A 24,747-nucleotide genomic window follows, 5' to 3' on the forward strand; every position below is an offset into this window, starting at 1 on the left:
CTCCTATGGAGGTGGTGATCGTCAAGTCGGGGCTCAGCCCGAAGAGTGCCCATACTGCATACTGACTCGGTTTGTTACCAGCAAATCAAGGAGTAAGCAGTATGAGCCGATATGAAAGTGCATCGCACGTCTTCTATCGCTGTCAGTATCACATTGTATGGACACCAAAGTATAGACACAGGATCTTGAAGGGCCGAGTTGGGCAGGAGGTTTGTCGCAGTATTTATATCTATAGCGGCATGAAGAAGTGTCGGATAGTAGAGCTAAATGTCCAGATAGACCATGTTCACTTACTGGTGAGACTTCCGCCAAGCTTGAGTGTCTCGGAGTACGTAGGTTTTTTAAAGGGAAGAACGGCAATAAGACTGTTTAACAAATTCCCTTACTTACGAAAGCATAAATTATGGGGTAACCATTTTTGGCAAAGAGGCTACTTTGTAGATTCAGTGGGAGCAAACGAAGAGATCATTCGTCGATATGTAAGGTATCAACAGAAAGTAGAGGCAGAGGAATCAAACGGTCAGATCAAGCTTGGTTTGGATGGGTGATTCTTTTAGCCCCCTTCTAGGGGGCTGTTCAAAGCCACCTGCTATGCAGGTGGATTTTTTACTGGGATGTTGTTGAGAGATCTTCTGATGTTTTTTATTCAAAAGTGCTGGCAAAGTTACATCCGTTTTTGTGATCGCATGGGGTTAACCGAAGAAAATCGGCGCTGCTGTATGCCAAGACTCAGCGATCCTCCTTTGCAAAAAGTTGGGCAAGAGGCCGACGCTAAAGACAGGCAAAAAGAAGGAGAACAGCATGATCTTTGATTCTCACGCTCATCTGGATTTCAGCGACTTTGATCATGACAGACTAGCCCTCATGGCCGCGATGAACGCCGCCGGTATTGGCGGTGCTATCATTCCCGGTGTCAGTCCTCGGCATTGGTCAAAGCAGAAAGCGATTGCTCACCAGCTGCAACTGCCTTTCACCTTAGGGATACATCCCTGGTATTGCCCTAAATCAATTGCCGAGAGTGACCTGGCGCTGACAGCGCTCAAAAGTGAGCTCATTTCTGTAAATGACCCTCTGATGGTAGGAATCGGCGAGTGTGGTTTGGACAAACCCAAGGCTGAGCTGGCGCAAGATAATCCGGCGCATGTCCCCTGGAACCTGCAATACAGGGTGCTGGAAGGGCAGTTGGCCTTGGCGGCGGAGTTGAAGCTGCCGCTGATACTGCATTCGGTGAAGACCCATAATGAACTCTTGGGCATGTTGAAACAGCATTCACTGCCGCGGGGCGGAGTGGTTCATGCCTTTAATGGCTCTTATGAGACGGCGATCGCTTATTTGGAGCTTGGCTTCAAGTTGGGGATTGGCGGCTTGTTGCTGAATAAAAATGCAAAAAAGCTGCGTGATGCAGTTGGCAAATTACCGCTCGATGCTTTGTTGGTGGAGACTGATTCGCCCTCAATGACGCCGAGTTTCCTGCCGGAAAAACGCAATACCCCCCTGACATTGGTACAAATAATAGCCGAATTGGCGGATTTGCAGAAAAAAACCAATGTTCTAATATCAGAACACCTCCAACAGAACTTGATGCAACTGTTTGAGCTTTAGTTTCTTTTATTTAAACAGGTGTAACTCGCATTCTGTGATGTGACTAAACTTTTGAAAATTAACTTCAAAAATTTGATCAAAACGACGATTTTGCCCCGGAGGTCGGGTATAATCTTGCTCGGAAAAAGGTTGGTTAACAACATAATTAAAAAGCGTTAACAATAGGGTGATGGTTAATGAATATACTTATGAGCTTAGTAGGGGTGGTCACCCTACTCGCGATTGGTTTCTTGTTGTCCAACAACAAGAAGGCAATCAATCTTAGAACTGTCGGTGGTGCACTGGCAATTCAGGCTGCATTGGGCGGTTTTGTCTTGTACGTGCCGTTCGGTAAGGACGTTCTCAAGAACGTATCCGATGCTGTTTCCAGTGTTATCGGTTATGCACAAAATGGTATCAGCTTCCTGTTTGGTGATTTGGCTAACTTCAAAGTCGGCTTTATCTTCGCAGTGAACGTGCTGCCGGTTATCGTGTTCTTCTCCTCTCTGATCGCTGTGCTCTACTATCTGGGCATCATGCAGTGGATCATTCGTATTTTGGGTGGGGCGCTGCAGAAGGCCTTGGGCACCAGCCGTACCGAGTCCATGTCTGCCACAGCCAACATCTTCGTGGGTCAGACCGAAGCGCCTCTGGTGGTTCGTCCCTTTATTCCAACCATGACTCAATCTGAGCTGTTCGCCATTATGGTGGGTGGTCTTGCATCTATCGCAGGTTCTGTTCTGGCCGGTTATGCACAGATGGGTGTACCTATCCAGTATCTGGTTGCGGCTTCTTTCATGGCGGCACCTGCGGGTCTGTTGATGGCCAAGCTGATGCATCCTGAAACTGAAACTGCCAAGAACGACATGGATGAGCTGCCTGAAGATCCAGACAAGCCTGCCAACGTACTGGATGCTGCCGCTGCGGGTGCTTCTTCCGGTATGCACCTGGCGCTGAACGTTGGTGCTATGCTGCTGGCCTTCATCGGTTTGATTGCCATGATCAACGGCATCATAGGTGGTATCGGCGGTTGGTTCGGCATGGAAAACCTGACTCTGGAACTGATCCTTGGCTATATCTTTATGCCTCTGGCTTACCTCATCGGTGTGCCTTGGAATGAAGCCATGGTTGCCGGTTCTTTCATCGGCCAAAAGATAGTGGTCAACGAGTTTGTGGCTTACATGAACTTCGCACCCTACATCCATGATGCTGCCATGAGCTGTACTGCCGTTGCCGCTGAGGTCACTAAAGAGTTGCCTATGTGTGTGGCCGAAACTCAGGCGCCAATGACAGTCCGTACTCAGGCGATTATCTCTTTCGCTCTGTGTGGCTTCGCTAACTTGTCTTCCATCGCAATTCTGCTGGGCGGCTTGGGTGCCATGGCACCAAATCGTCGTCACGATCTGGCTAAACTGGGTCTGCGCGCTGTGGTTGCCGGTTCTCTGGCTAACCTGATGAGTGCGACTCTGGCCGGTTTGTTCCTGGCACTGTAAGACGGTAGTGAACAGAGGCCTGAATTCGCAGGCCTCTTGTTAACCCAATCGATTTCCAAATTAGCTTTGCTTGGCTCCTGTGCCCACTTAGGTAGGCAACATGAGCAGAACAAGAGTGCAGATATTTCTGACTAGTGAGTGAAATGGGTACTTTTGTTCAAATATAAAATTTAGTGTTCGTATTTTATTTTGTCTTTCTTGTAGTTTTGGATGGAGAAGGTAGAATGCGGGCGCCAATTAAAAGAATGCTGCTCCAAGAGGGTAGCGAGAACCAAAGATGAATGGGGTTGATGATGAAAAACGTTAAAACTTTAGCTTTAGCCGCTACAGCGGTCGCTGCCATGTCAGGCAATGCCGACGCCGCTGATCGTTCTGACCTGCACGCCAGTGACTACAAATGGATGCAGTTCAACCTGATGTACTCTATCGGTGAGAAGCCTGAAAACCCAGCTTCAGGTGATCAGCACAACTACCTGGAAATGGAATTCGGTGGTCGTTCAGGTATTTTCGATCTGTACGGTTACGTTGATGTGTTTAACCTGGGTAACCAGTACACCAATAACGGTGACAAAAACCCAGGTTCAGGTAAAAGTAAGCTGTTCATGAAGTTTGCACCACGTATCTCCATGGATGCAGTATTCAATAAAGACCTGTCTTTCGGCCCAGTTCAAGAAGTTTACTTCTCTACTCTGTTCAACTGGGACGGTCTGGTTAACGATGGTGACGGCACTGGTGTTAACAGCTCTTTCTGGGGTGTGGGTGCTGATGTGATGGTGCCATGGCTGGGTAAAACCGGCATGAACCTGTATGCATACTATGACCTGAATAACAAAGAATGGAACGGTTATCAGTTCTCCATGAACTGGTTCAAGCCTTTCTACTTCTTCGACAACAAGAGCTTCCTGTCGTTCCAGGGTTACATCGACTACCAGTTCGGTGCTGACGAAGACAAGACTGCTTTCGTACCAACCACAACAAACGGTGGTAACGTGTTCTTCGGCCTGTACTGGCACTCAGATCGTTACGCTCTGGGCTATGGCCTGAAAGGCTTTAAAGACGTATACCTGCTTGAAGACGGTGCCGGTGCCCTGGCTCTGGAATCTACAGGTTGGTCTCACTACCTGAGCGCTACCTACAAGTTCTAATGGTAGATGGGGGTTATCCTCTAGGGTGACCCCCGTTTTTATTTTGCTCTGACTTAATCTTTACCTAAGCCTGAGCTATAGTGAGTTGGGTTCAATGAACCCGCAATATTAGCCGGAAGCTGGTTCAGCTTGTTTATGTAAAGGTTGACAGATTTCTCGCGTTAAAAGGGATTTTTCGCGGCAAGGCAAGGAACTCGAGTTCCCCCTTCCCGGTCTTCAAGGATTCAAGTCGTGATACTCGTTATCAAGGTTGAATACCCTACAAAGATGATTTGCAGTCAAATGCAGGCGTCGCCCGAAGGCCCGGCCATAACAATAACCACAAAAAGCCCCTCTGGCGCTGCCAAGACAGATTTTTAATCCTTTGATTTTATGTCTCGGAGAGCAATTATGAGCGATTTAAAACAAGCAGCACAGCGCGCCATCCAACTGATGGATCTGACCACCCTGAATGATGATGATACCGATCAGAAGGTGATCGAATTGTGTCATAAGGCCAACACTCCGGCCGGTCATACTGCTGCTATCTGTATCTATCCACGCTTTATTCCTATCGCGCGCAAGACTTTGGATGCCATGGGCGCCGATGATATCCGTATTGCCACAGTCACCAACTTCCCTCACGGCAATGATGACATCGCTATCGCCGTGCTGGAAACCCGTGCAGCAGTGGCTTACGGTGCCGACGAAGTGGATGTGGTATTCCCTTATCGTGCATTGATGGAAGGCAACGAAACTGTTGGTTTTGAGCTGGTCAAAGCCTGTAAAGAAGCCTGTGGTGACAATGTGCTTTTGAAAGTGATCATCGAATCCGGTGAACTGAAAGACCCGGCGCTTATTCGCAAGGCTTCCGAGTTGTCTATCGATGCTGGCGCTGACTTTATCAAGACCTCGACCGGTAAGGTACCTGTCAATGCCACTCTTGAAGCGGCTGAAATCATGCTGACCGTTATCAGTGAAAAGAACCCCGCAGTAGGCTTCAAGCCTGCCGGTGGTGTACGTGATGCCGCCCAAGCCGCTGAATTCCTCGGTACAGCCGAGCGTATTCTGGGCAATGACTGGGTTTCACCCCGTACTTTCCGTTTCGGTGCATCCAGCCTGCTGGCCAGTCTGCTGCACACGCTGGAATTGGCTGACGCTCCAGCACCGACTCAAGGTTACTAATCCCCGCTGATTGTGATCCAAGTCTATTTGGTGACGTCAAAACTTGGCTAGTATCTGTAATAAAGTTACTACATATTTGACGTCCAACCCCAATACTGTAACGGCTTTTATAGACAAGGTTGCAGTAGAAAGGAGGCAGTATTATGTTTCTGGCACAAGAGATAATTCGTAAAAAACGCGAAAAAATGGCGCTTTCCAAGGAGGAGATCCAGTTCTTTGTCAAAGGCATTACCGATAACAGCGTGTCTGAAGGTCAGATAGCTGCATTCGGGATGGCGGTGTATTTTAACGACATGAGCATGGATGAGCGCATCGCACTGACTACGGCTATGCGTGATTCCGGCACTGTGCTCAATTGGGATAGCCTGCAGCTCGACGGCCCTGTCATAGACAAACACAGCACAGGCGGCGTGGGCGATGTTATCAGCCTGATGCTTGGCCCCATGGCGGCAGCCTGCGGCGGTTATGTTCCCATGATTTCAGGTCGTGGTCTGGGCCACACAGGTGGCACTCTGGATAAGTTTGACGCCATCCCCGGCTATCAGACTGAGCCCGACAGCGAACTATTCCGTAAGGTGGTTAAAGAGGTCGGTGTGGCCATTATCGGTCAAACCGGCGATCTGGTCCCTGCCGACAAGCGTTTCTATTCCATTCGTGACAACACGGCCACTGTCGAATCCATCCCGCTTATCACCGCCTCTATTCTGTCAAAGAAACTGGCTTGTAGCCTGGATGCGCTGGCGATGGACGTCAAAGTGGGCAGCGGTGCCTTTATGCCTACTTATCAGGCATCCGAGGAACTGGCTCGTTCTATTGTTGCGGTTGCCAATGGTGCAGGTACCAAGACCACGGCTCTGCTGACAGATATGAACCAGGTGTTGGCCTCCTGCGCCGGGAACGCGGTCGAAGTGCTCGAGGCGGTGAACTTCCTTACCGGCAAATATCGTAATCCGCGCCTCTACGAAGTCACTATGGGACTTTGTAGTGAGATGTTGCTGCTCGGTGGTCTTGCCGCCAATGAGGCCGAGGCCCGCAGTAAGCTCAACGCCGTGCTGGATAATGGCAAGGCCGCCGAGATCTTCGCCCGTATGGTTTCCGGACTGGGCGGCCCGGTCGATTTTGTCGAACATCCTGAAAAATACTTGCCCCAAGCCAAGATTATTCGTCCTGTATATGCCGAGCGTTCCGGCTTTGCTTACAGCATGGATACCCGTGAACTCGGCTTGGCTGTGGTCACTCTGGGTGGTGGTCGTCGTAAGCCAGGTGATGCCCTGGATTACAGCGTCGGCCTGACACAGGTTTGTGCCCTGGGACATGAAATCAATGCCGACAAACCGCTGGCAATGGTGCATGCCCAGTCAGAAAGCGCCTTCGAAGAAGCCGCTGCCGCGGTGCGCAGAGCCATAGTCATTGGCGACAGCGCCCCTGAGAAAACACCGGAGATCTATCGCGCCATCCGCGCTGCCGATCTCCAGGAGAAGTAGTATGAAACGTACCATTATTTTAATGCTGGATTCCTTCGGCGTCGGCGCAGCAGGTGATGCGGCCAAGTTTGGTGACCTGGGTTCAGATACCTTTGGTCATATCGCCAAAGAGTGTGCCGAAGGGCGTGCCAATGATGGCCGTGAAGGGCCGCTGAAGTTACCCAATCTGAGCCGTCTGGGGTTGGCACATGCCGCCATGGAAAGCACAGGTCAGTTTGCCCCCGGGTTTGACGCCGATGTCGAGTTGATAGGCGCTTATGGTCATGCCGAAGAGCTGAGCTCAGGCAAGGATACCCCCAGTGGTCACTGGGAAATGGCCGGTGTTCCCGTGCTGTTTGATTGGGGCTATTTCAGCGACAAACAAAACTCTTTCCCCAAAGAATTGACCGATAAGATCCTGGCGCGCGCCGGCCTCAGCGGTTTCCTCGGCAATTGTCACGCATCCGGTACTGCGATTCTGGAAGAATTGGGTGAAGAACATATGCGTTCCGGCCTGCCTATCTTCTATACCTCGGCCGACTCTGTGTTCCAGATTGCCTGCCATGAAGAAAGCTTCGGCCTGGAGAACCTCTACCGTTTGTGTGAAATCGCCCGTGAAGAGCTTGAGCCATATAATATCGGCCGAGTCATAGCGCGACCTTTTGTTGGCAGCGGCGCCGCCGACTTTGCCCGCACCGGCAATCGCCGTGACTACGCGGTAGAGCCGCCGGCGAAAACTGTGCTGGATAAGCTGAAAGCCGCCGGCGGCCAAGTGGTCAGTGTCGGTAAAATTTCCGATATTTATGCCCACTGCGGTATCACCAGCAAGGTTAAGGCCTCGGGCCTGGAAGCCTTGTTCGATGCTACACTGGAGCAGGTCAAGGCTGCCGGTGACAGCACCATAGTCTTCACCAACTTCGTGGATTTCGACTCCCACTATGGCCACCGCCGTGATGTGGCTGGTTACGCCCGGGGACTGGAATACTTCGATGCAAGATTGCCTGAAATCCTGGCACTGCTGAATAAGGATGACTTGCTTATCCTGACCGCAGACCATGGTTGCGACCCTACTTGGGAAGGCACAGATCATACCCGCGAACATGTGCCGGTTCTGGCCTATGGCGCAGGTTTGAGTGCCGGCTCATTGGGGCGTCGCAAGAGCTTTGCCGATATCGGCCAATCCATTGCCAGCTACTTCAAGCTGGAACCAATGGAATACGGCGAATCATTTATTCGCTGACAAGATATGGCTCCCTCGCCGGAGCCGTCTTTAATAAACAGACTTGAGTCTTTATAAAACTAACGGGGTTATTTCGATGGCAACACCACATATCAATGCAGTTGACGGCGCATTCGCTGAAACCGTACTTTTCCCTGGCGATCCACTGCGGGCCAAGTACATTGCCGAAACCTTCCTGGAAAACGTAGAGCAGGTTACCGACGTACGTAATATGCTCGGTTTCACAGGTACCTACAAAGGCAAGCGTATCTCTGTGATGGGTTCAGGCATGGGTATCCCTTCCTGCTCCATTTATGCCACAGAGCTTATCAAGGACTATGGTGTCAAGAACCTGATCCGTGTAGGCACCTGTGGTGCAATCAGTACTGACGTTAAAGTGCGCGATGTGATCATCGGCATGGGCGCCTGCACCGATTCTCAGGTGAACCGTCTGCGTTTCAAAGGTCAGGACTTTTCTGCCATCGCCAACTATGAGCTGATGAGTGCTGTAGTCGACTCAGCCAAGACTCACGGTACCAAAATTCGTGTAGGTAATGTGTTCTCTGCCGATCTCTTCTACACTCCGGATCCTGAAATGTTCGACGTGATGGAAAAGATGGGAGTACTGGGTGTGGAAATGGAAGCTGCCGGTCTCTACGGTGTTGCCCATGAATTCGGTGCCCGCGCTCTTTGCGTGGTAACTGTTTCCGACCATATCCGTACCGGTGAGAAGACCAGCTCTGATGAGCGTCAAACCACTTTCAACGATATGATCGTCATGACGCTGGATGCTGCGATTACCCTGTAATCCGGTAACCAACTGACATCATAAGGGCTCCCTCGGGAGCCCTTATTGTTTCTAAGCCTTTTCACTTATTCCTGGAGCGCGGCTCTGCAGCTGAAGCTGGCTCTCGGACTATTCGTTCTTTTTGTTTGCTTCTGCAGTTTGAGGCTCCCGTTTGGGGACAACTCCCGGCCAGGGACGTTTACCGCGGGGATCGTCCGCATCGACAGGATCCTGGATCAGGCTATCGTTGGCTTGCTTGGCTTCGCTTTGGTCTCTTTGGTTACTTGGGTCAATTGGGGGCGCTGAAGTTTCAGCGCCTGTTTCAGTTTGGACCTTTTCCCCTGTTTTATTGTCAATCCCAGATTCAGTGTTTACCTCCGAGTGCTCTGGCCTGGCAGCCTTTGTGGCCGAGGCTTTGGCGGGCTGTTCAACCTGTTTGGGAGACATATTGGTGTTGGATTCAGCTTCAAGCTCTGTCTGGGATTCGCCGGTATCCGTGGCTGAATCTTGGCTTTCGGCGGCAGTAGGTTCAGTCTCCGCGGCTTCCTTGGCGGTTGCTTTTTCCTGCTGTTTAAGCTTTTTACGCCTGCGCTTGACTCGGGTGCGGCGGCGGTCAAAGTCGGCGCGTTTAAACGACAAGGCCCGCGACAGCAACAGGCCGATAAAGCCCGCGACTATCAGCATCAGTTGCTGCTGCTCCATATTTAGCTCGTGGGCTTCTTTGATCGCATTGAAAAACAGCTTGGGATCCAGCCTGACTTCGACGAAGCCCAGGTTTTTACCTTGCTGGATCACCGGCTCGACATAAGGGGGATAGGGCGCCAGCAGATCATCCAGCTCCGGGGAGTCCGGCTCCAGTAACTCTGGGCTGACATCCTGGGCAAAGGATAGCCGCTGGCCATTCTCGCTGTAGATAGTCGCCGCCATCACCTTGGGATCTTCCACCAGGGCGCTGGCCAGCCACTGCAACTGCTCATCATTTTGCAGTTGCAACGCCGGTGCGGCACCATAGGCTGTTTGTTGCACCAATAATCTGGCCATCTTTTGGGTTTGGGTCTTCAGAAGCCGCTGCCCTTGTAGTAGGCTTGTCTGCCACAGCTGGACCAGGCCGACCAGCAGAGTGACGGCTATGGCGATCTGCAGCAGTCTGCTGATCTTCTGGCTTTTTTTAAGGCCCTTGAACAACAATACTTTGTCCCTTAATCAAATTCGGTGTTTCCCTAATCATAATGGATTATGGGTATGCCCGATAGCCGGAGAGCAGTGACCATGGAGTCAGTCTTACCTTTTCCCCTGTTGGCCAGTCAACGTCAGGATGGTGTCTATGTCTTGAGTCTGCAGCAGCATACTTGGCCGGCATTCAAGGAAGGGCAACATGCTCAGGGTGAGCGATTACGGCTGATCTTCAGTGAAAAGGCCGCGGCTGCTGTTGCCGACTTGCTTCCCGAGTTGGCACCGAGGGCGGTGGCGATTTTGCAGCGCGAGCAATCCTTGTATGGGCTCGAGTTGCTGCTCGAGGCGGGTATCTGTCAATCCATGCAGAATCGTCTTGAGTCAATTTGCGAGCTGGACTACCTGCCCATTGCGGCGACAACGAGTTTGCCGGAGCTTTCGACTCCAGGCCTGTTGGTGATGGATATGGACTCGACCGCCATTACCATTGAGTGTATCGATGAATTGGCGGCCGCTGCCGGCGTGGGCGCCGAGGTGGCACAAGTGACCGAGCGGGCGATGCAGGGGGAGCTGGACTTCGAACAGAGCCTGCGCCAGAGGGTGGCCAAGCTCAAGGGCGCGAATCAAAGTACTATTGATGACCTCTGTGCCCGCTTGCCCTTGAGCCCCGGGCTTGAGAGCATGATAGCCGAGCTCAAGTCCCATGGCTGGCGCACTGTGGTGGCCTCAGGTGGTTTTACCCCCTTTGTTGGCCATCTGCAGCAGTTGCTTGGGTTGGATGCCGCTTTTGCCAATGAACTGGTAATAAGCGATGGCAAGTTGCTCGGCGAGGTTAGCGGCCAGGTAGTGGATGCCGCCTTCAAGGCTGATGTGGTGAAAAAATGCGCCGAGCAGTGGCAGATAGCTGCCGGGCAAAGGCTGGCCATAGGCGATGGCGCCAACGATATCCCCATGGTGCAGGCGGCCGATTTTGGTATTGCCTATCATGCCAAACCTAAGCTGGCTGCGGCGGCTGCGGCCAGGATCAATAAGCTGGGCCTGCAGGTATTACCTTTCTTGCTGCAAGGGCGCTGAAGCGTTGACAGTTAGAATTAGAGTGATTGCTCTTGTTTTTGTGACCGGGATTCATTAGCTTTTGCTATAGAACCCGGTGACGACACACTCCATGGAAACTGTACAGCAATCAATCTTTCTGCCTTATCGAGATGGCGAGCTGCATCTTCGCAAAATTTCTCCCGCAGCCGGTTTTCGGCATCAGATCCCGATTTTGATGTTGCATGGCGCCATGTCCAACGGCCGGGTGTTTTACAGCAGCAGAGGTCGAGGTCTGGCACCGTTTCTGGCCCAGGCTGGCTTTACCGTCTATGTAATGGACAGTGCAGGTCGCGGCCTCAGCACGCCTAAGTTGGCGCGAGGGTTTGAGCTTGGACAAGGCGAGGTCATCCGTGAACAACTGCCCCTGGTGCAGCAGTATCTGCTCGAGGCCGAGTCTTTGGACAAGCTGCATTGGTGTGCCCATTCCTGGGGCGGGGTGCTGATGGCCAGCGCCTTGGCCCGATTTCCTGAACTGCAAGCCTCGGTGGCATCACTGCTTACCTTTGGCAGCAAGCGCACCATCAGAGTCAGGTCATTGAAAAAGTGGCTGATGGTGGATCTCGTTTGGAACCGCCTGGCTCCCGGCATTGCCGCCGGTCACGGCTATCTCGCGGCCGACAAGTGGCGCATGGGCATGGATAACGAGAGCCGGGCTTCGCTACAGCAGAGCATAGATTGGGTACGCGGTGATTGGATAGATCATGACGATGGTTTCGACTATGGCCGGGCTGCCGCCAAAGCCCCTTGGCCCAAGAGTTGGTTTATCGCTGGACAGAATGACACTGTGCTCGGCAACCCGGAAGATGTGCTGGATATGATGGCCGAATGCGGCTTGCAGAATAGCCGCTTTACCTTACTGTCACGGGAAAACGGCAATCGCCACGACTATGGTCATGCGGATATGCTGACCCATGTGGATGCACCAAACGATCATTTCAACAAGGTGCTCGCCTGGTATCAGGGTTTTGAGCTTTCCAGCGTCAGTGACTGAGCTTCTGGATTTAATTCCGGGTAGCGCAGCAAGACCTCGCTGGTGATTTCCAAAAACTCGCCAACGCCCACTACCTGCCACAGCATCTCTTCGAGCTTCTTGGCCTTGTGCTTGGCATGGACACCTATATATTCCAGCTCGCGGCGGATATAGCCCAGATCCGGTTTACCGGCGGCGCCGCGATAGACTTTCAAGGCCATAAAGCTGCCGAGCGACTGTGCCTGACGGATAAAATCCACTTGGGCCTGACGCTCCGCCAGTTCATGGCGGGCAGTGCAGCGCAGCCGCAACTGGCCGCTGGATTGGCGCACCAACTGCACAAAGACTTCGAAGCTGTCCATGGTCATCTGCGGCTTCATCGCCCGTATCGGGCCGATAAAGTCGCGCTTCAGCCGGCCGTCTTGCAGTAAAGGTTCGAGATTGAACTGCAACTGCTCAGCGCTGCTGTTGGCGAACAAGTCGCTGACGGCATCCGGCTCTACGCCGACCCCCAGCGCCGACAAACGGAAAGACTTGACGGTTTTTTCCACAAGGAAAGGCACTGAATGCAGTTTGCGCATCAAGAGGTTTTTCATCGCTTCGGCCAGTTCTTTGACCTCAGAGTTATCCTCTGTCAGTTGCTGCAATTTCTCGCGGTTCTGCTCTATCAGGCGATGCAAAAACTCCACGCCCGGATGAGGCGTGTGGCCCATCACCGCCGCCAGATGCAGGGTGACACCGTTTTTACGGCTGCGCACCAATCGATAGGGCAGCGCCTGAAGTTTTGCCTTGGGCGCCAGCTCCTGCAGCTTGGGAAAGCTCAGCAGCAGCGGCTCCTTGGGGTTGAGAGTCGCGTTCTCATCCAGGTTCAGCTGCAGGCCACGACTGGAAATATCATGGGTGACCCCTGTGTATTGCTGTTTTCCCTGACTGATGTTGACCAGGGTCTTGAAGGAGAACCTGGCTTCCTGGCGCCGTTCGCTGAAATACATGGACACCAATCGGATACTGTTGGTGGTGATTTTGGCTTGGCCGAAACGCTTGAGCTCATTGGCGTCCATCTTGAATGGCCAGCGACGATACTCTTCGGCGGCCTGTTCGTCGGTCACATCCATCAACTGTAATATGTGGCTGTATTTGCTCAGCTGCTGCTCAGTCAGTGCCGAGTAGTTGCTGTCATCGCCCGGGAGCATGGAGGCCTTGTAGGAACCCCGATGGTCTATGGCATCCAGGCCCACCTGGATAACCTTCCAACTGCCCTTGGTGGCACCAAAGCCCAGAAACAGAGGTTGCAGGCGGCTTTTTTTCAGCTCGCTGAGGCTGGCTGAGTAGAAGTAGAGTTGACCACGGGCATTATAGGTAAAGCTGAACAGTAATCTGTGGTCAGCGTTGTCCGGCTCGGCGAGCATGGCCGCCAGTCTCTGCTTGCTCAGCAGTCCCGGCAATTGGTTGATATCGGCTTCATCGAGGAAATCGTGCAGCAGTGCCTGATTGTCCCGACTAAGCAGCAGAGCACCAATAGCAGGCTTGCCTTGGCTGTCCTGTTCGATAAACAGCGGCAGATGCGGCAGATGAGCCAAGTAATGGCGCTCGAACCCCATCCCAGTGGCGGTTACCAGCACATCGTTGACATCCACCTTATAGCGGAACTTATAACCGCGAATGAGGCTGGCGAGCATTTCGGCCAACTGTTCGCTGCCGCCGATGCGCTTGAGCCGCATCCAGCAGGTGTCCTGCTCTGTCTGGGCATCGACTATCTGGTAGTCGACCCCGAGTTGCAGATCCCGGTAATAGTATTCATCGCTGAGATCCAGCAGCTTGACCCGCAGCGGCCGGTTGAGATCGAAATTGTGTCTGGCGGGTAGGCGAACTCTGGCACCACCGACGGAGAGATCTGCGGTATTGCCGCGCACCTCCTCTCTGCCGGGTTGAGAGACAGCTATCTTGATGCTGTAGTTCATCCGCTCTTCACTGCGGTTGAAGTAGCGCCCTAACACAATCCCGGGTACCAGATAGGGATTCCCCTGTCCTTCCTGATTGCGGGGCGTTTGCTGCAGCTTTTGGCGACGCTGGCGATGAGCCTCCATCACCTGCTCGTACACTCCCATGGTGTACTGGTTGCGGTACAGTGCCAGTGTGGCATCAAAGGCCTCTTTGGCCGGGTCATCGAGGAAGTGGCGTTGGTCGGCGAAGCGATACTCCTGGCAGGGCAGTTCCGATTTGTCTCTGAGGTCAATAATCCTCAGGCAGGGGGAAGCCAGGCGCTGGATTTCCATCTTTAACAGAAAGCGGGTCGAGTTGGACTCTTCGGCGGTGAGCTGCAAGAAGATCTCACTGAAGTCCGGCTCCATCATCAGGGGCTTGAGTTGTTCAATCAGGGCGCTGTGGTGATCTGGGCTCATGGACTCGCTCTTTAAAGGGTGCTTATTCTTGTGCTGACTGTTAGTCTTATGTCGGCCCGGCTTTGGGAAGCTTGAACCCAATTCGGGATTATCATGCTGAAAGTATCACTTTGAAAGTGCAATTATTTTAATTAACTATTACAGATTTTACACAAGTTTGAACCCAGATGGCGAAGAATAAAACAGCATACGTGTGCAACGAATGTGGCCAGGACTTTCCCCGCTGGCAGGGGCAGTGCAGTGCCTGTCATGAATGGAATACCATTACCGAAGTCCGGCTGGGGGCGGCCACGCCATCCCGGGGCGGTCAGTTCAGCGGTTATGCCGGCGCCGGTGCCAGTGAGATCCAGACGCTGGATCAGATAGATCTCAACGAAGTGCCAAGGATCTCCAGCAGCTTTATCGAATTTGACCGAGTGCTCGGTGGCGGCATAGTCGCCGGCAGTGCCATCCTGATTGGCGGGCATCCGGGCGCAGGCAAGAGTACCTTGCTGCTGCAGACTTTGTGTCAGTTGGCCGAGACCATGCCGGCTCTCTATGTGACCGGCGAGGAATCTTTGCAGCAAGTGGCGATGCGAGCTCATCGTTTGGGCCTGCCCACAGGGCGCTTGAAGATGTTGTCCGAAACCAGTGTCGAGACCATCTGCACTGTGGCACTGCGGGAGAAGCCCAAGGTCATAGTGATAGATTCGATTCAGGTGATGCATATCAGCGATGTGCAGTCCTCCCCCGGCAGTGTGGCCCAGGTTCGTGAGTCGGCCGCCTTTCTGACCCGGTTTGCCAAGCAAAACGGTATCGCCATCATCATGGTCGGCCATGTTACCAAAGACGGCTCTCTGGCCGGCCCCAAGGTGTTGGAGCACTGCATAGATTGCTCTGTGATGTTTGAAGGGGACAGCGATAGCCGCTACCGTACCCTGCGCTCGCACAAGAACCGCTTCGGCGCCATCAATGAACTGGGGGTATTCGCCATGACGGAGCGGGGGCTCAAGGAAGTGGCCAATCCGTCGGCGATATTCCTGTCACGCGCCGATGAAGCCGCCTCCGGCTCCTTAGTGATGGTGGTTTGGGAGGGCACTCGGCCGCTGTTGGTGGAACTGCAGGTGTTGGTAGACAGCTCGGCACTGTCGCATCCGCGGCGGGTCGCCGTGGGAATGGATGCCAACCGTTTGGCTATGTTGCTGGCGGTAATGCATCGTCATGGCGGCTTACAGATGTCGGATCAGGACGTGTTTGTCAACGTGGTCGGTGGTGTCAAGGTGACAGAAACCAGCGCAGATTTGACTCTGCTGCTGGCCATGGTTTCCAGTTTCCGCGGTGATATTCTGCCCAGGGATCTGGTGGTGTTCGGCGAAGTGGGCCTTTCCGGCGAGATACGTCCCGTGCCCAATGGCCAGGAGCGTTTGGTGGAAGCTGCCAAGCACGGTTTTACTCGGGCAATAGTGCCCAAAGCCAATATGCCGAAAAAACCGCCTCAGGGGATGCAGGTGATAGGGGTGAGCAAACTCAGTGAGGCGCTCGGGGCTCTATGATTGCTATATGAGCGCTATGTGATTGCTATGTGAGTCATAGCCCGGCAAACAGGGCTATTGCCGCCCTGTATACTGCGAAGCAGGAGCCGCCTCAGCGGCTCTGTTCATGTTCGGCGATAAACTGCTCCAACTCCCGGTGCAGCAGTGAGGCATCGCCAAGATTCAACTCCAACAGCCTTCTTAAGTGACTGATGCTCTCGACATCGATGAGAGCACACTTGAGACCCAGAAGGCCGTTGCGGCGATGCACAACTTCGGCCTCCATACAGAGTTGCACCTCGGACTGGGGCAGGCGAAAACTCAGCTCCAGCACGCCTTCGGGAGCGAAATCGGCAGGTTCTTCTACCATGGCGCCGTTGAGACAGAGATCCAGCAAATGGGTGCCCCATATCTTGTCACCGCAGCTCAACTGGGCATCTATGGTAAACAGGATCCGTGAAAACTTGCGCTTTTCGTCCATATTCAGTCCTTTAATTCTTGGTCTGTCCTTATTGTAGCCACATAAGAAGCGCTTGGCACCGAACTCAGGTCAAATATCTATCCGCTACAGACAAAATATGAAAAATTGTGAATAATGGCGTCTACCCCAGCCGGTTGGAATACAAGCATGGCATACCGCATATTGATAGTGGACGATGAGGCTATCATTCGGACTCGTTTGAAAGGCTATTTTGAAAAAGATGGTTACCAGGTGATGGAAGCCGCCGACGGTGAGCAGATGTGGCAGCAACTGCAGCAACAGCATGTGGATTTGGTGATACTGGACATCAATATGCCGGGGGACGATGGCCTGATGCTGACCCGTGAGCTGCGCAGCCGCTCAGATGTGGGCATTATTCTGGTAACCGGCCGGGATGAGGCGATAGATAAGATAGTGGGTCTGGAAATGGGTGCCGATGATTATGTCACCAAGCCGTTTGAGTTGCGCGAGCTCAGAGTCAGGGTCAAAAACCTGCTCTGGCGCATCTCTCTGGTGAAAAAGGCCCAGCAGCAAACGGCCGAGCAATTGTCGCGCTCGGACGACAATCTCTATTTCGAGGGCTATCATCTGCAGCTCAACAGCCGTCGTTTGAGTCTGGATGGGCAGGCTATCAAGTTGACCAAGGCCGAGTTTGAACTGCTGGTGGCCTTTGCCCTGCATCCGCAGCAGGTACTCTCGAGAGAGCGCTTGATGCAGCAAACCAGCCACAGGGATCAGGATGTCAACGACCGCACCATAGATGTGATTATTCGGCGCCTGCGCAGCAAACTGAGCCCAGAGCTGTTTGTCACTGTGCACGGTGAGGGCTATCTGTTTGCCGCCGATGTCAGCGACTGAGTTCTGAGCCCTTGGCTTCCACTCTGTATATGGGGTAGAAGTCTGCCGGTGCCAAACTGTCATCCAGTTGCATGCTTTTGAGGTTATCCGGGCGCAACTGCAAAATTGCCGGACCTATGTCACCAAACGCCTTTTCCCCCTGCAACAGCCTGACGGCGAGATCGACCGCCAGCCGCCCCTGCAGTACCACTCTGTCATCATTGGCATAAGCAACCTTGTTGCGCTTGAGGGCGCGCAGTACATCCGGTGATAGATAGCTGCTCACCAGCGCCATTTTGTTGGTCAGGTTTCTCTGCCTGAGAGTGCCCATGGCGGCTTCAATGGCGACGGCACTGCCGAGCAAGGCTTGCGGCAGCGGCTGCTCATTTTGATTGAGCAACAGATTGAGCTGATCCCGGTAGAGATTACGGTTGTTGTCGGCATGCATCACGGCCACTATCTCCACCTGGCTGTCTTGCAGTGCTTGTCTGACACCTTTTTCCACCAGATCGGTTCCGCCACGGCCTTCAGGGCCCGCCAGCATCGCCAGGCGTTTGTGCGGGGTAGATGCGAGAAATTCACCGGTCAGATAACCCATTTGATACCAGTTGACTCCAATATGGGTTTGTACCCGGTTGTCTGCCAACTGGTTCACCAGCGCCAACACCGGCTTGGTCAGCTCCAGCGCCTGGCCCTCGAGCAGGTGCGGGCTGACGGCGCCAAGCAAAATCGCATCGGCATCGCCATCAAGGCAGGATTTGAGTTGTGCCAACTGGGTCTGGTTGTTGCCATAGCCACCGGCTTCATGGAGTTCCAGCCCCAGGCCCAAGGCTTGGCTCTGTTTGGCCAAGCCATAATCAATCCCTATCCAATAGGCGTCTTTAAGATGTGGCACCAAAGCGCACAGCTTCCAGGACTTGTTGGCCTTGGTGAGCGGAGTGTGGGTCAGAGGGCTGGCCTGCTGGATTGCTTCGTTGTAAGGACTGCGCCGTTCAAGCTCCCAGGTTTCATTGGCCAGCGCGGCAGGGGTAAACATCAGCAGAGCCAATAACCACAGCTGCAGAGGTCTTTTAAGTGCAGGCAACAAAGACTCGAACTTGGCGGCAAATTGGCTCATGAGGAAGGTCCTGATATATGATGCCAGTATTCTACCATAGCATTCCTGCTGAATGTTTGAGTGGGTCAATGCCTATGCGGACCGGTATCAACAAGGATAACAAGTGAGACCTTTATCTTCATGGCTGAGCAGCCTGACCGGCCGTCTGATGCTGGCGTTCTGTTTGCTGGCGCTGCTGCTGTTATTACTGGTGACTCTGGGCAACTTGAGCCTTTACTGGGTCAAGGGCGCCGACAGCTTTCTTTACGAGAAGGCCTTACCCGCATCAGAAGCCGCGCGGCAGCTATCGCAATCGGCCACCTCGCTGGCAGAGAATGCCCAGCGCCTGGGCACAGTTGCCGATGAAAAGCAGCGTCAATATTTGGGGCGCCGCCTGTCTCTTGAGAGCAATCGCATGTTGGCGGCGATTGCGACCCTGGAGCAGTTGGCGGTGCCGGATTCGGCCAATCTGAAACAGGCCGCGGCCACTATTATCGCCGAGCTGACCTTACTCGGCGAACAGACGGGGGAGCGGCTTGAGCGTACCCAAGCGCTGAAACAGAAAGGGCTTTTACTGGTACAGGCCTCCAAGCAGGCCGATAATCTGCTGCGCTCAGAGCTGGCGGTGCTGGACTCAGTCATTATTGCCAAGCTGAGCCAGATCCCGGGGGCGGCGGCAGTGGATGACATTATAGAGCTGGATCTCAGCAGCGCCGAGCAGCTCAACCGCGCCCTGAAACTGACCCACAAGATAGCCTTGCTCGGGCAGATATTTGCAGCGGCCGATGCGCCGCAAGACTTGGTCGGCGCCATTAACCATTCACCGTTGACCGATGATGCCCTGTCCCCGGGATTGCTCAAGCGCATTCCCGTGGCCGATTTGGTTCGGGACCCCGGCCGGGCCGAGGCACTCGAGGCCGAATTTGCTCGTCTTGATCAGGTGACTGCCGGCCAACAATTGGCCGAAGCAATATGGCAGTTGCAGCAGCAACTGGAGCAAAGGCAACTGGTGATTTCAGACAACCTCAAGTCGATGGAACAAACCGTGGATGCCGCGCTCGAAGGCCAGCAGCAACAGCTGAATTTAGCCCGACGCGACTATCTGGGGCAGCTCAATTGGGCCAGCGCCGGGCTCTGGGGGACGGGCGCCTTGATGTTGCTGCTGATCCTGTTTGTCAGCTGGCAGGTTATCTATAAGGGTATCGCCCGGCGCTTGAGCGATGCCACTCAGGCGCTGAGTCGCCTGAGTCTTGGCGATACCAATGTCAGCATACGCTCCTACGGCGATGATGAACTTACCGCCATGGCCTCGGCGCTGGAAGCCTTCAAACAGAAAACGGCCCACAATCAAAAGTTGCAGCAGGATCTGCAGCGCACCGCAGCCGAGTTGACCGAGCATAAGCTGGCGCTGGAGCTGAAGGTGGCCGAGCGAACCCGCGAGCTCGCCCAGACCAACGCCCAGCTGGAAGAAGCCAGTCAGGCCAAGTCGCTGTTTTTGGCCACCATGAGCCACGAAATACGCACGCCCCTTAACGGGCTGCTCGGCACCCTGAGTCTGCTGGGGCAGGCGGAGTTACCCGCCAAGGCGCGGCAGATGTTGGCGCTGTCCCAGTACAGTGGCACTCAATTGCAAACCGTGCTCAATGACATTCTCGATTTCTCACGTCTGGAGCAGGGCAGGCTGCTCAATGAGCCAAGGGCCGTGGAGTTGCCGGCGCTACTCAATGAAGTGACCGCCATCATGTTGGCCGGTGCCAATCTTGCAGGGCTCGAGCTCAGGCTGTTAAAGCCGGAATTGCCCGAATGGGTCTGGCTCGATGGGCCCAAGCTCAGGCAGGTGCTGTTTAACCTTCTGGGCAATGCCATCAAGTTTACCACCAAGGGCAGTGTGACCCTGGAGGTCAGTATTGAAGATGCGCGCCTGTGCTTCAGCGTGACCGATACAGGTATCGGCATCCGCCCCGAGGCCATGGCGCATCTGTTTACTCCCTATGCCACAGAGGCAACCCATGCCAGTGCCAGGGGAACCGGGCTTGGGCTGAGTATCAGCCGTGACCTGGTGCAACTGATGAATGGCCGTGAGAGTGCGGATGATCTCGCCATAGCAGTCATCAGTACGCCGGGGCAGGGCAGCCGCTTCAGTTTCAGTGTGCCGCTTCAGCCCTGTGAGCAGGGGGAGCAACAATCGAGTAGCCTGCCACAGAGTGAAATCGCCAAGCGGGTGCTGCTGGTGGAAGATAACAGGGTTAATGCCTTGGTGGCTCAGGGCTTTTTGGCGCATCTTGGGCATGAGTCACTCTTGTGTGTCAGTTTGGCTGAGGCACGGAATGTGTTGCTTGATAACACGTCAGGCCCATTCGATGCCGTGATGCTGGATTTACAACTGAGTGATGGCTCCGGCAGTGAGCTGTTGCCTGAGCTCAGGCAACAGCTGGGAACCAAGGTGCCGATTGCCGCCTTTACTGCCCAGTTGCAGACTCAGGATATGGCCGATTACCAGGCCATGGGCTTTGATATAGTGCTGGGTAAGCCCTTGGGATTGCAGGCACTGGCCAACTGGCTCGGTGTTGTCTCCGGCTCGAATCAGAGTGATGAGCGCCATAAGGAAGAGGATACTCAAGCGCTGGGCCTTAAATCCCGGAATACGGACAACACCCAATGGCTGGCGCTGGAGCAACTTGAGCAGGACTTGCAGGTGCTCGGCAAGGCCTCTTTGCTGGAGATGCGGCAGCAGTTTGTGGACAGCTGTGATGCGCAGCTGCAAGCTTTACTGGCGGCAGATGGGCAACGGGATATCCAGGCTGCCAAGCTGCACGCACTCAAGGGCAGCAGCGGTAATATGGGGCTTGAAGCGCTGCACTTGCGCTGCGCCGCACTGGAGCAGGCCATCAAGGCTGGCAAACCTTTGCGCGACGAGGTACTCACCGAGCTGACAGGTTGCGTAGCGGCATCATTGCAGGCGCTCGATAACTGGCTTGAACAGCAATCAGACTAAGGCATCTGGAGCTTAACCACTGAAGACAGGAAGCGCAGCATTTACCGGCTGCTGAAGATATAGAAAGGGCGCCACTCGTTACTTGAGTTGGCGCCCTTTGACCCTTTGACCCTTTGATTAGGGGGGGCTGTGTTACGTTTGATTCAGGCAAGCGCTTGTTAGCTCTTGTCTAAATCGCCTCACTCAATGCGCTGCGGCGCTTTTCAGCCATTCGGCATCGCTTTGAACAAAGGCTAGGGTCAGACGCGCGAGCGCGGCATAAAAACCGCCACGATCGCATTCGGTCACCCGCTGACAAAATGGTTCCAACCAACTGAGCAGGCACTCTTGCAGAAATTCTTGCTGCGTTGATGCCGAGGCGTTCAGACACAGATGAGCTTGATAGGCCAGAATCACCGCCAGGTGGTCGGCGGGCTCGGGGAAGTCACCGCTCAGCTGCAGCTGACTTCGCTGCAAAAAGGCCAGCATCTGTTGATGCTGCTCACCGAACAGGGTGACATCTTCATCCGCTTGCAGATAGAGACCGGCATAGGGCGAAGCGCTCTGTTTACTGCCCACCAGAAACAGCCCACAGAAGTCTGCCGCCAGCTCCAGCAGCGCCTTGTCTCTGTCCTGCATCCAGGCAATGGTCAGCAGTTTTTGCTCCATCAGCTTGGCTTCTTGCTTGAGGGCGGGATCGCTGCCCAGCTGTTGCCAAAAGGCCTTGCTGTCCGGCGCCGTCAGTTGGCTGAGGCGCTCGGCGTTCAACTCGCGGGCGAACAGCCCCGAGAGGAAGTTGTACAGCATGGTTCTGCCTTGATTTAACTGTTCCATTGGCTTACCTCAGTTATCTGCGAACCTTAGGTTAGATTTTTATCTCAATCGGCCCATCGAAGGAGGATACCTTGGGCGCCTTACCGGTGAACTTTTCAAATTCCACCTGGCAAGTGTAGGCCGAGCAGGCCTGCGCCAGCTTGGAGGTACCTATATCCTGAGTCAGGGTATTGGGGTCACCATAGCTGCACAGAGCACCGATTTCGGCGCCGCCTTCGACGCTGCCATCCTTACCTACCGGGCCATACCAGGCGCCTTCATGGATCCGGATAACCCCTTTGGGGAAACGGCCCGAGACGACGGCTCCGGCCAGCAGTTGGCCGCGGCCGTTGAACACCCGCACCAGATCGCCGTCTTTGATACCGCGAGCCCTGGCATCTTCAGGGTTAATGTAAACCGGCTCACGCCCTTGCACCGTATAGGTTTCGCGATATTCCTTGGACTCACACATCTGTGAGTGCAGGCGCTTGTCCGGGTGGCAGGACTGCAGCCAAACCGGGTACTTATCGCTGCCTGGACCGCCATGGCTGCGCTCGGATTTTTCCATCCACACTGGGTGGCCAGGGCAGTCATCATAACCGAACTGGGCAATCTTACGGCTGAAGATTTCAATCAGGCCGGAAGGAGTACCCAAGGGGTTGATCTCAGGATCCTCGCGGAAGTCGGCATGTCTGACCCAGTTTTGCCCTTCACCGAAGTGCACATAACCCTGCTTCCAGAACTTGTTGAAGTCCGGCATGGCAAACTTGCCTTGGTTGGCGGCCTTACACTCGTTGTAGAGTTTTTCCAGCCATTCCATTTCTGTTAGCCCGCGGGTGTATTCCTTCTCCTTGCCGAGTATTTTGGCAAAGCGGGTGAATATCTCAAAGTCTGACAGACTTTCAAACAGTGGCTCAACCATCTTGTGCATCGCCAGAATACCGCGGCCGGCGTAGGCACCGTAGACATCGATATCGTTACGCTCCATGGTGGTACAGGCGGGCAGGACTATATCTGAGAAGCGGCAGGTGGCGGTCCAGTTCACATCTATGGAGACCACGCATTCCAGCTTGCGGAATGCCTGCTTCATACGGTTTCTGTCCTGATGGTGGTTCCAGGGGTTGTTGCCCGAGAACACCATCATGCGGATATCCGGATAGGTAACCTTGCTGCCGTTGGCATCAATAGTCTTGCCGGGTTCCAAAATGGCATCTATCCAGCGGGCGACCGGAATAGTGCTGCTGGCGCCCTTGAAGTCGTTGTTGTCGAACAGTGGCTTTTGGCCTTCGTCCAGGTTGCGCGGGAAGGCGCCCGGCGCGGCGGCACCTGTGGCGGGTACCCCAATACCTGAATAGTGGTGGCCATAGCTGATACCACCGCCAGGCAGGCCTATCTGGCCTATCATGGTGGCCAGTACCGCCGCCATCCAGTAAGGCTGCTCTCCGTGTTGCTGACGCTGAATACACCAGCCCATCATGATCTGGGTACGGCCCTTGGTCAGGGTGCGGGCCAGATCGCGGATGACTTCAGCCTTGACGCCACAGATGGCTTCGGCCCATTCCGGAGTCTTGGCGATGCCGTCTTTGTCACCCAGGAGGTAGGGCAGGAACTCTTCAAAGCCCAGGCTATAGCCTTCGATAAACTTGGCATCGTGCAGCTTGGCTGTGTACATCTCATGGGCGATACCCAACATCAAGGCCACGTCTGTTTGTGGGTTGACATACAGCTGCTCACAACCCAGATAGGCTTGGGTCTTGGTTTCGACCGGATCTATGCTGATCACCCGGATCTTACCGGCTTTGACCTTTTCCTTGAGCTGCGCCAGATAGGCGAAGGACTCGTGGGTTTCGGCGTTCCAGCCCACCTGCAGGTTTTTGTAAGGATCGTTGGACCAGAGCACTATGGTATCGCTGTGCTTGAGGATCAGCGGCCAGGAGGTGCCCTGAGCGTACACTTCGGTAGAGCCCAGCACATAAGGCATAATCGTTTGCCCGGCGCCAGTGGAGTAGTCGCCCACTTTCTTGACGAAGTTGCCGTGCATGGCGATGGCGCGCTGCATATGGCTGGTGCTTGAGTGCAGCTGTCCGGTGGCACGCCAACCGGTTTGTCCGGCGTGCAGGCCAGATGGCCCGTACTGGGTTTGAATGATATCCAGCGACTCTTTGAACAGAGTCAACGCCTTGTCCCAGGTGACACGAACGAAACGGAAGTCGCCGCGTTCATGGGTATTGCTCTTGTGTCCCTTGAGCAGGAAGTCGAGCCGCACCATGGGATAACGGATCCGCGATGGGTTATAGACCAGGCCACGGATGCCGCGGATCATGTCGGTGGGATACTTGTCGTATTCCAGTGGTTTGACGTCGGCGATAACCCCGTTGCGGCGCTTGATACGAAATGCGCCGAAGTGGGAGCCTGTGGTCAGCCAGGCGTCACCGTCATCCATCCCCTTGGCCAGCGCCGACAGGGGAGCGAGTACCGAACTGCTTCCGGCAACCACAACGGAAGTGGAGGCCAGGCCTTTTAAAAAGTCTCTTCTGTTCATA

General features: G+C 54.2%; 19 protein-coding genes. 13 read left to right on the plus strand and 6 right to left on the minus strand.

Annotated elements, in window-relative coordinates; translation table 11 throughout:
* Window positions 1-101 precede the first annotated feature (101 nt).
* The 8 genes from tnpA (at window position 102) to deoD (ending at window position 8,873) form a co-directional block, all read left to right on the plus strand.
* Window positions 102-548: an IS200/IS605 family transposase gene (tnpA, locus tag N512_RS0117760; RefSeq protein ID WP_025012174.1), complete on the plus strand. Its 447-nt coding sequence runs from the start codon at window positions 102-104 to the stop codon at window positions 546-548.
* Between the two features lie 256 nt (window positions 549-804).
* Complete coding sequence (locus N512_RS0117770) at window positions 805-1,602, plus strand: TatD family hydrolase (RefSeq protein ID WP_028781182.1); 798 nt, start codon at window positions 805-807, stop codon at window positions 1,600-1,602.
* Window positions 1,603-1,778: 176 nt separating this feature from the next.
* Entirely contained in the window at window positions 1,779-3,074 is a 1,296-nt protein-coding gene (locus N512_RS0117775) for a NupC/NupG family nucleoside CNT transporter (RefSeq protein ID WP_025009940.1), read from the plus strand.
* A 293-nt stretch (window positions 3,075-3,367) separates the two neighbouring features.
* Window positions 3,368-4,219 (plus strand): nucleoside-specific channel-forming Tsx family protein, encoded by an 852-nt coding sequence (locus tag N512_RS0117780; RefSeq protein ID WP_028781183.1) that lies wholly within the window; start codon window positions 3,368-3,370, stop codon window positions 4,217-4,219.
* Between the two features lie 390 nt (window positions 4,220-4,609).
* The gene (gene deoC / locus N512_RS0117785) at window positions 4,610-5,383 is read left to right on the plus strand and encodes a deoxyribose-phosphate aldolase (protein WP_025887927.1); all 774 of its coding nucleotides are present in this window, start codon (window positions 4,610-4,612) and stop codon (window positions 5,381-5,383) included.
* Between the two features lie 143 nt (window positions 5,384-5,526).
* Window positions 5,527-6,867 carry a thymidine phosphorylase gene (gene deoA, locus N512_RS0117790; RefSeq protein WP_025009943.1) on the plus strand — a complete coding sequence of 447 codons (1,341 nt, stop codon included), beginning with the start codon at window positions 5,527-5,529 and terminating at the stop codon, window positions 6,865-6,867.
* A 1-nt stretch (window position 6,868) separates the two neighbouring features.
* Window positions 6,869-8,086: a phosphopentomutase gene (locus N512_RS0117795; RefSeq protein ID WP_028781184.1), complete on the plus strand. Its 1,218-nt coding sequence runs from the start codon at window positions 6,869-6,871 to the stop codon at window positions 8,084-8,086.
* Between the two features lie 76 nt (window positions 8,087-8,162).
* Window positions 8,163-8,873 carry a purine-nucleoside phosphorylase gene (gene deoD / locus N512_RS0117800; protein ID WP_028781185.1) on the plus strand — a complete coding sequence of 237 codons (711 nt, stop codon included), beginning with the start codon at window positions 8,163-8,165 and terminating at the stop codon, window positions 8,871-8,873.
* A gap of 108 nt (window positions 8,874-8,981) precedes the next feature.
* Here the strand turns inward: deoD and N512_RS23330 are convergent, their stop codons facing one another.
* Window positions 8,982-10,040, minus strand: a complete 1,059-nt coding sequence (locus N512_RS23330) for a YtjB family periplasmic protein (RefSeq protein WP_081737198.1) — start codon at window positions 10,038-10,040, stop codon at window positions 8,982-8,984.
* 81 nt (window positions 10,041-10,121) lie between these two features.
* Here N512_RS23330 and serB point away from each other — a divergent pair, with 81 nt between their 5' ends.
* Window positions 10,122-11,099 (plus strand): phosphoserine phosphatase SerB, encoded by a 978-nt coding sequence (gene serB / locus N512_RS0117810; protein ID WP_028781186.1) that lies wholly within the window; start codon window positions 10,122-10,124, stop codon window positions 11,097-11,099.
* Between the two features lie 91 nt (window positions 11,100-11,190).
* Window positions 11,191-12,111 (plus strand): alpha/beta fold hydrolase, encoded by a 921-nt coding sequence (locus tag N512_RS0117815; protein ID WP_037475472.1) that lies wholly within the window; start codon window positions 11,191-11,193, stop codon window positions 12,109-12,111.
* On the opposite strand, the gene N512_RS0117820 is transcribed toward N512_RS0117815, so the two are convergent.
* Complete coding sequence (locus N512_RS0117820) at window positions 12,078-14,492, minus strand: PilZ domain-containing protein (RefSeq protein WP_028781188.1); 2,415 nt, start codon at window positions 14,490-14,492, stop codon at window positions 12,078-12,080. The genes N512_RS0117815 and N512_RS0117820 overlap by 34 nt on opposite strands.
* A 167-nt stretch (window positions 14,493-14,659) precedes the next feature.
* On the opposite strand from N512_RS0117820, the gene radA reads away from it, so the two are divergent.
* The gene (gene radA / locus N512_RS0117825) at window positions 14,660-16,024 is read left to right on the plus strand and encodes a DNA repair protein RadA (RefSeq protein WP_028781189.1); all 1,365 of its coding nucleotides are present in this window, start codon (window positions 14,660-14,662) and stop codon (window positions 16,022-16,024) included.
* Window positions 16,025-16,115: 91 nt separating this feature from the next.
* Here the strand turns inward: radA and N512_RS0117830 are convergent, their stop codons facing one another.
* Window positions 16,116-16,484, minus strand: coding sequence for a PilZ domain-containing protein (locus N512_RS0117830; RefSeq protein ID WP_025009948.1), 369 nt, complete (start codon window positions 16,482-16,484; stop codon window positions 16,116-16,118).
* Between the two features lie 147 nt (window positions 16,485-16,631).
* Between N512_RS0117830 and torR the strand changes: the two genes are divergently transcribed.
* Window positions 16,632-17,342, plus strand: a complete 711-nt coding sequence (torR, locus tag N512_RS0117835) for a two-component system response regulator TorR (protein ID WP_028781190.1) — start codon at window positions 16,632-16,634, stop codon at window positions 17,340-17,342.
* Here torR and torT read toward each other — a convergent pair.
* On the minus strand, window positions 17,332-18,357 hold the full coding sequence (gene torT, locus N512_RS23335) for a TMAO reductase system periplasmic protein TorT (protein WP_051472859.1): 1,026 nt from the start codon (window positions 18,355-18,357) through the stop codon (window positions 17,332-17,334). The two genes, torR and torT, sit on opposite strands and share 11 nt — an antisense overlap.
* A 184-nt stretch (window positions 18,358-18,541) precedes the next feature.
* On the opposite strand from torT, the gene torS reads away from it, so the two are divergent.
* Complete coding sequence (gene torS / locus N512_RS0117845; RefSeq protein WP_028781191.1) at window positions 18,542-21,412, plus strand: TMAO reductase system sensor histidine kinase/response regulator TorS; 2,871 nt, start codon at window positions 18,542-18,544, stop codon at window positions 21,410-21,412.
* 183 nt (window positions 21,413-21,595) lie between these two features.
* Here the strand turns inward: torS and torD are convergent, their stop codons facing one another.
* Together torD and torA are read right to left on the minus strand one after the other, a co-directional pair.
* Window positions 21,596-22,225 (minus strand): molecular chaperone TorD, encoded by a 630-nt coding sequence (gene torD, locus N512_RS0117850; RefSeq protein ID WP_028781192.1) that lies wholly within the window; start codon window positions 22,223-22,225, stop codon window positions 21,596-21,598.
* Window positions 22,226-22,256: 31 nt separating this feature from the next.
* Window positions 22,257-24,746, minus strand: a complete 2,490-nt coding sequence (torA, locus tag N512_RS0117855) for a trimethylamine-N-oxide reductase TorA (RefSeq protein ID WP_028781193.1) — start codon at window positions 24,744-24,746, stop codon at window positions 22,257-22,259.
* Between the last annotated feature and the right edge of the window lies 1 nt (window position 24,747).

Origin of the sequence: Shewanella sp. 38A_GOM-205m (genome assembly GCF_000518445.1) — a bacterium.
GTDB classification, from domain to species: Bacteria; Pseudomonadota; Gammaproteobacteria; order Enterobacterales; family Shewanellaceae; genus Shewanella; species Shewanella algae.

Bases quoted from the DNA above. Each gene is read 5' to 3' on its own strand.
- torA (WP_028781193.1), bottom strand. From the start codon at position 24,746: ATGAACAGAAGAGACTTTTTAAAAGGCCTGGCCTCCACTTCCGTTGTG.
- radA (WP_028781189.1), top strand. From the start codon at position 14,660: ATGGCGAAGAATAAAACAGCATACGTGTGCAACGAATGTGGCCAGGAC.
- torR (WP_028781190.1), top strand. From the start codon at position 16,632: ATGGCATACCGCATATTGATAGTGGACGATGAGGCTATCATTCGGACT.
- N512_RS0117820 (WP_028781188.1), bottom strand. From the start codon at position 14,492: ATGAGCCCAGATCACCACAGCGCCCTGATTGAACAACTCAAGCCCCTG.
- N512_RS0117815 (WP_037475472.1), top strand. From the start codon at position 11,191: ATGGAAACTGTACAGCAATCAATCTTTCTGCCTTATCGAGATGGCGAG.
- torT (WP_051472859.1), bottom strand. From the start codon at position 18,357: ATGTTTACCCCTGCCGCGCTGGCCAATGAAACCTGGGAGCTTGAACGG.
- tnpA (WP_025012174.1), top strand. From the start codon at position 102: ATGAGCCGATATGAAAGTGCATCGCACGTCTTCTATCGCTGTCAGTAT.
- deoA (WP_025009943.1), top strand. From the start codon at position 5,527: ATGTTTCTGGCACAAGAGATAATTCGTAAAAAACGCGAAAAAATGGCG.
- deoC (WP_025887927.1), top strand. From the start codon at position 4,610: ATGAGCGATTTAAAACAAGCAGCACAGCGCGCCATCCAACTGATGGAT.
- torD (WP_028781192.1), bottom strand. From the start codon at position 22,225: ATGGAACAGTTAAATCAAGGCAGAACCATGCTGTACAACTTCCTCTCG.
- N512_RS0117795 (WP_028781184.1), top strand. From the start codon at position 6,869: ATGAAACGTACCATTATTTTAATGCTGGATTCCTTCGGCGTCGGCGCA.
- serB (WP_028781186.1), top strand. From the start codon at position 10,122: ATGGAGTCAGTCTTACCTTTTCCCCTGTTGGCCAGTCAACGTCAGGAT.
- deoD (WP_028781185.1), top strand. From the start codon at position 8,163: ATGGCAACACCACATATCAATGCAGTTGACGGCGCATTCGCTGAAACC.
- N512_RS0117780 (WP_028781183.1), top strand. From the start codon at position 3,368: ATGAAAAACGTTAAAACTTTAGCTTTAGCCGCTACAGCGGTCGCTGCC.
- N512_RS0117830 (WP_025009948.1), bottom strand. From the start codon at position 16,484: ATGGACGAAAAGCGCAAGTTTTCACGGATCCTGTTTACCATAGATGCC.
- N512_RS0117775 (WP_025009940.1), top strand. From the start codon at position 1,779: ATGAATATACTTATGAGCTTAGTAGGGGTGGTCACCCTACTCGCGATT.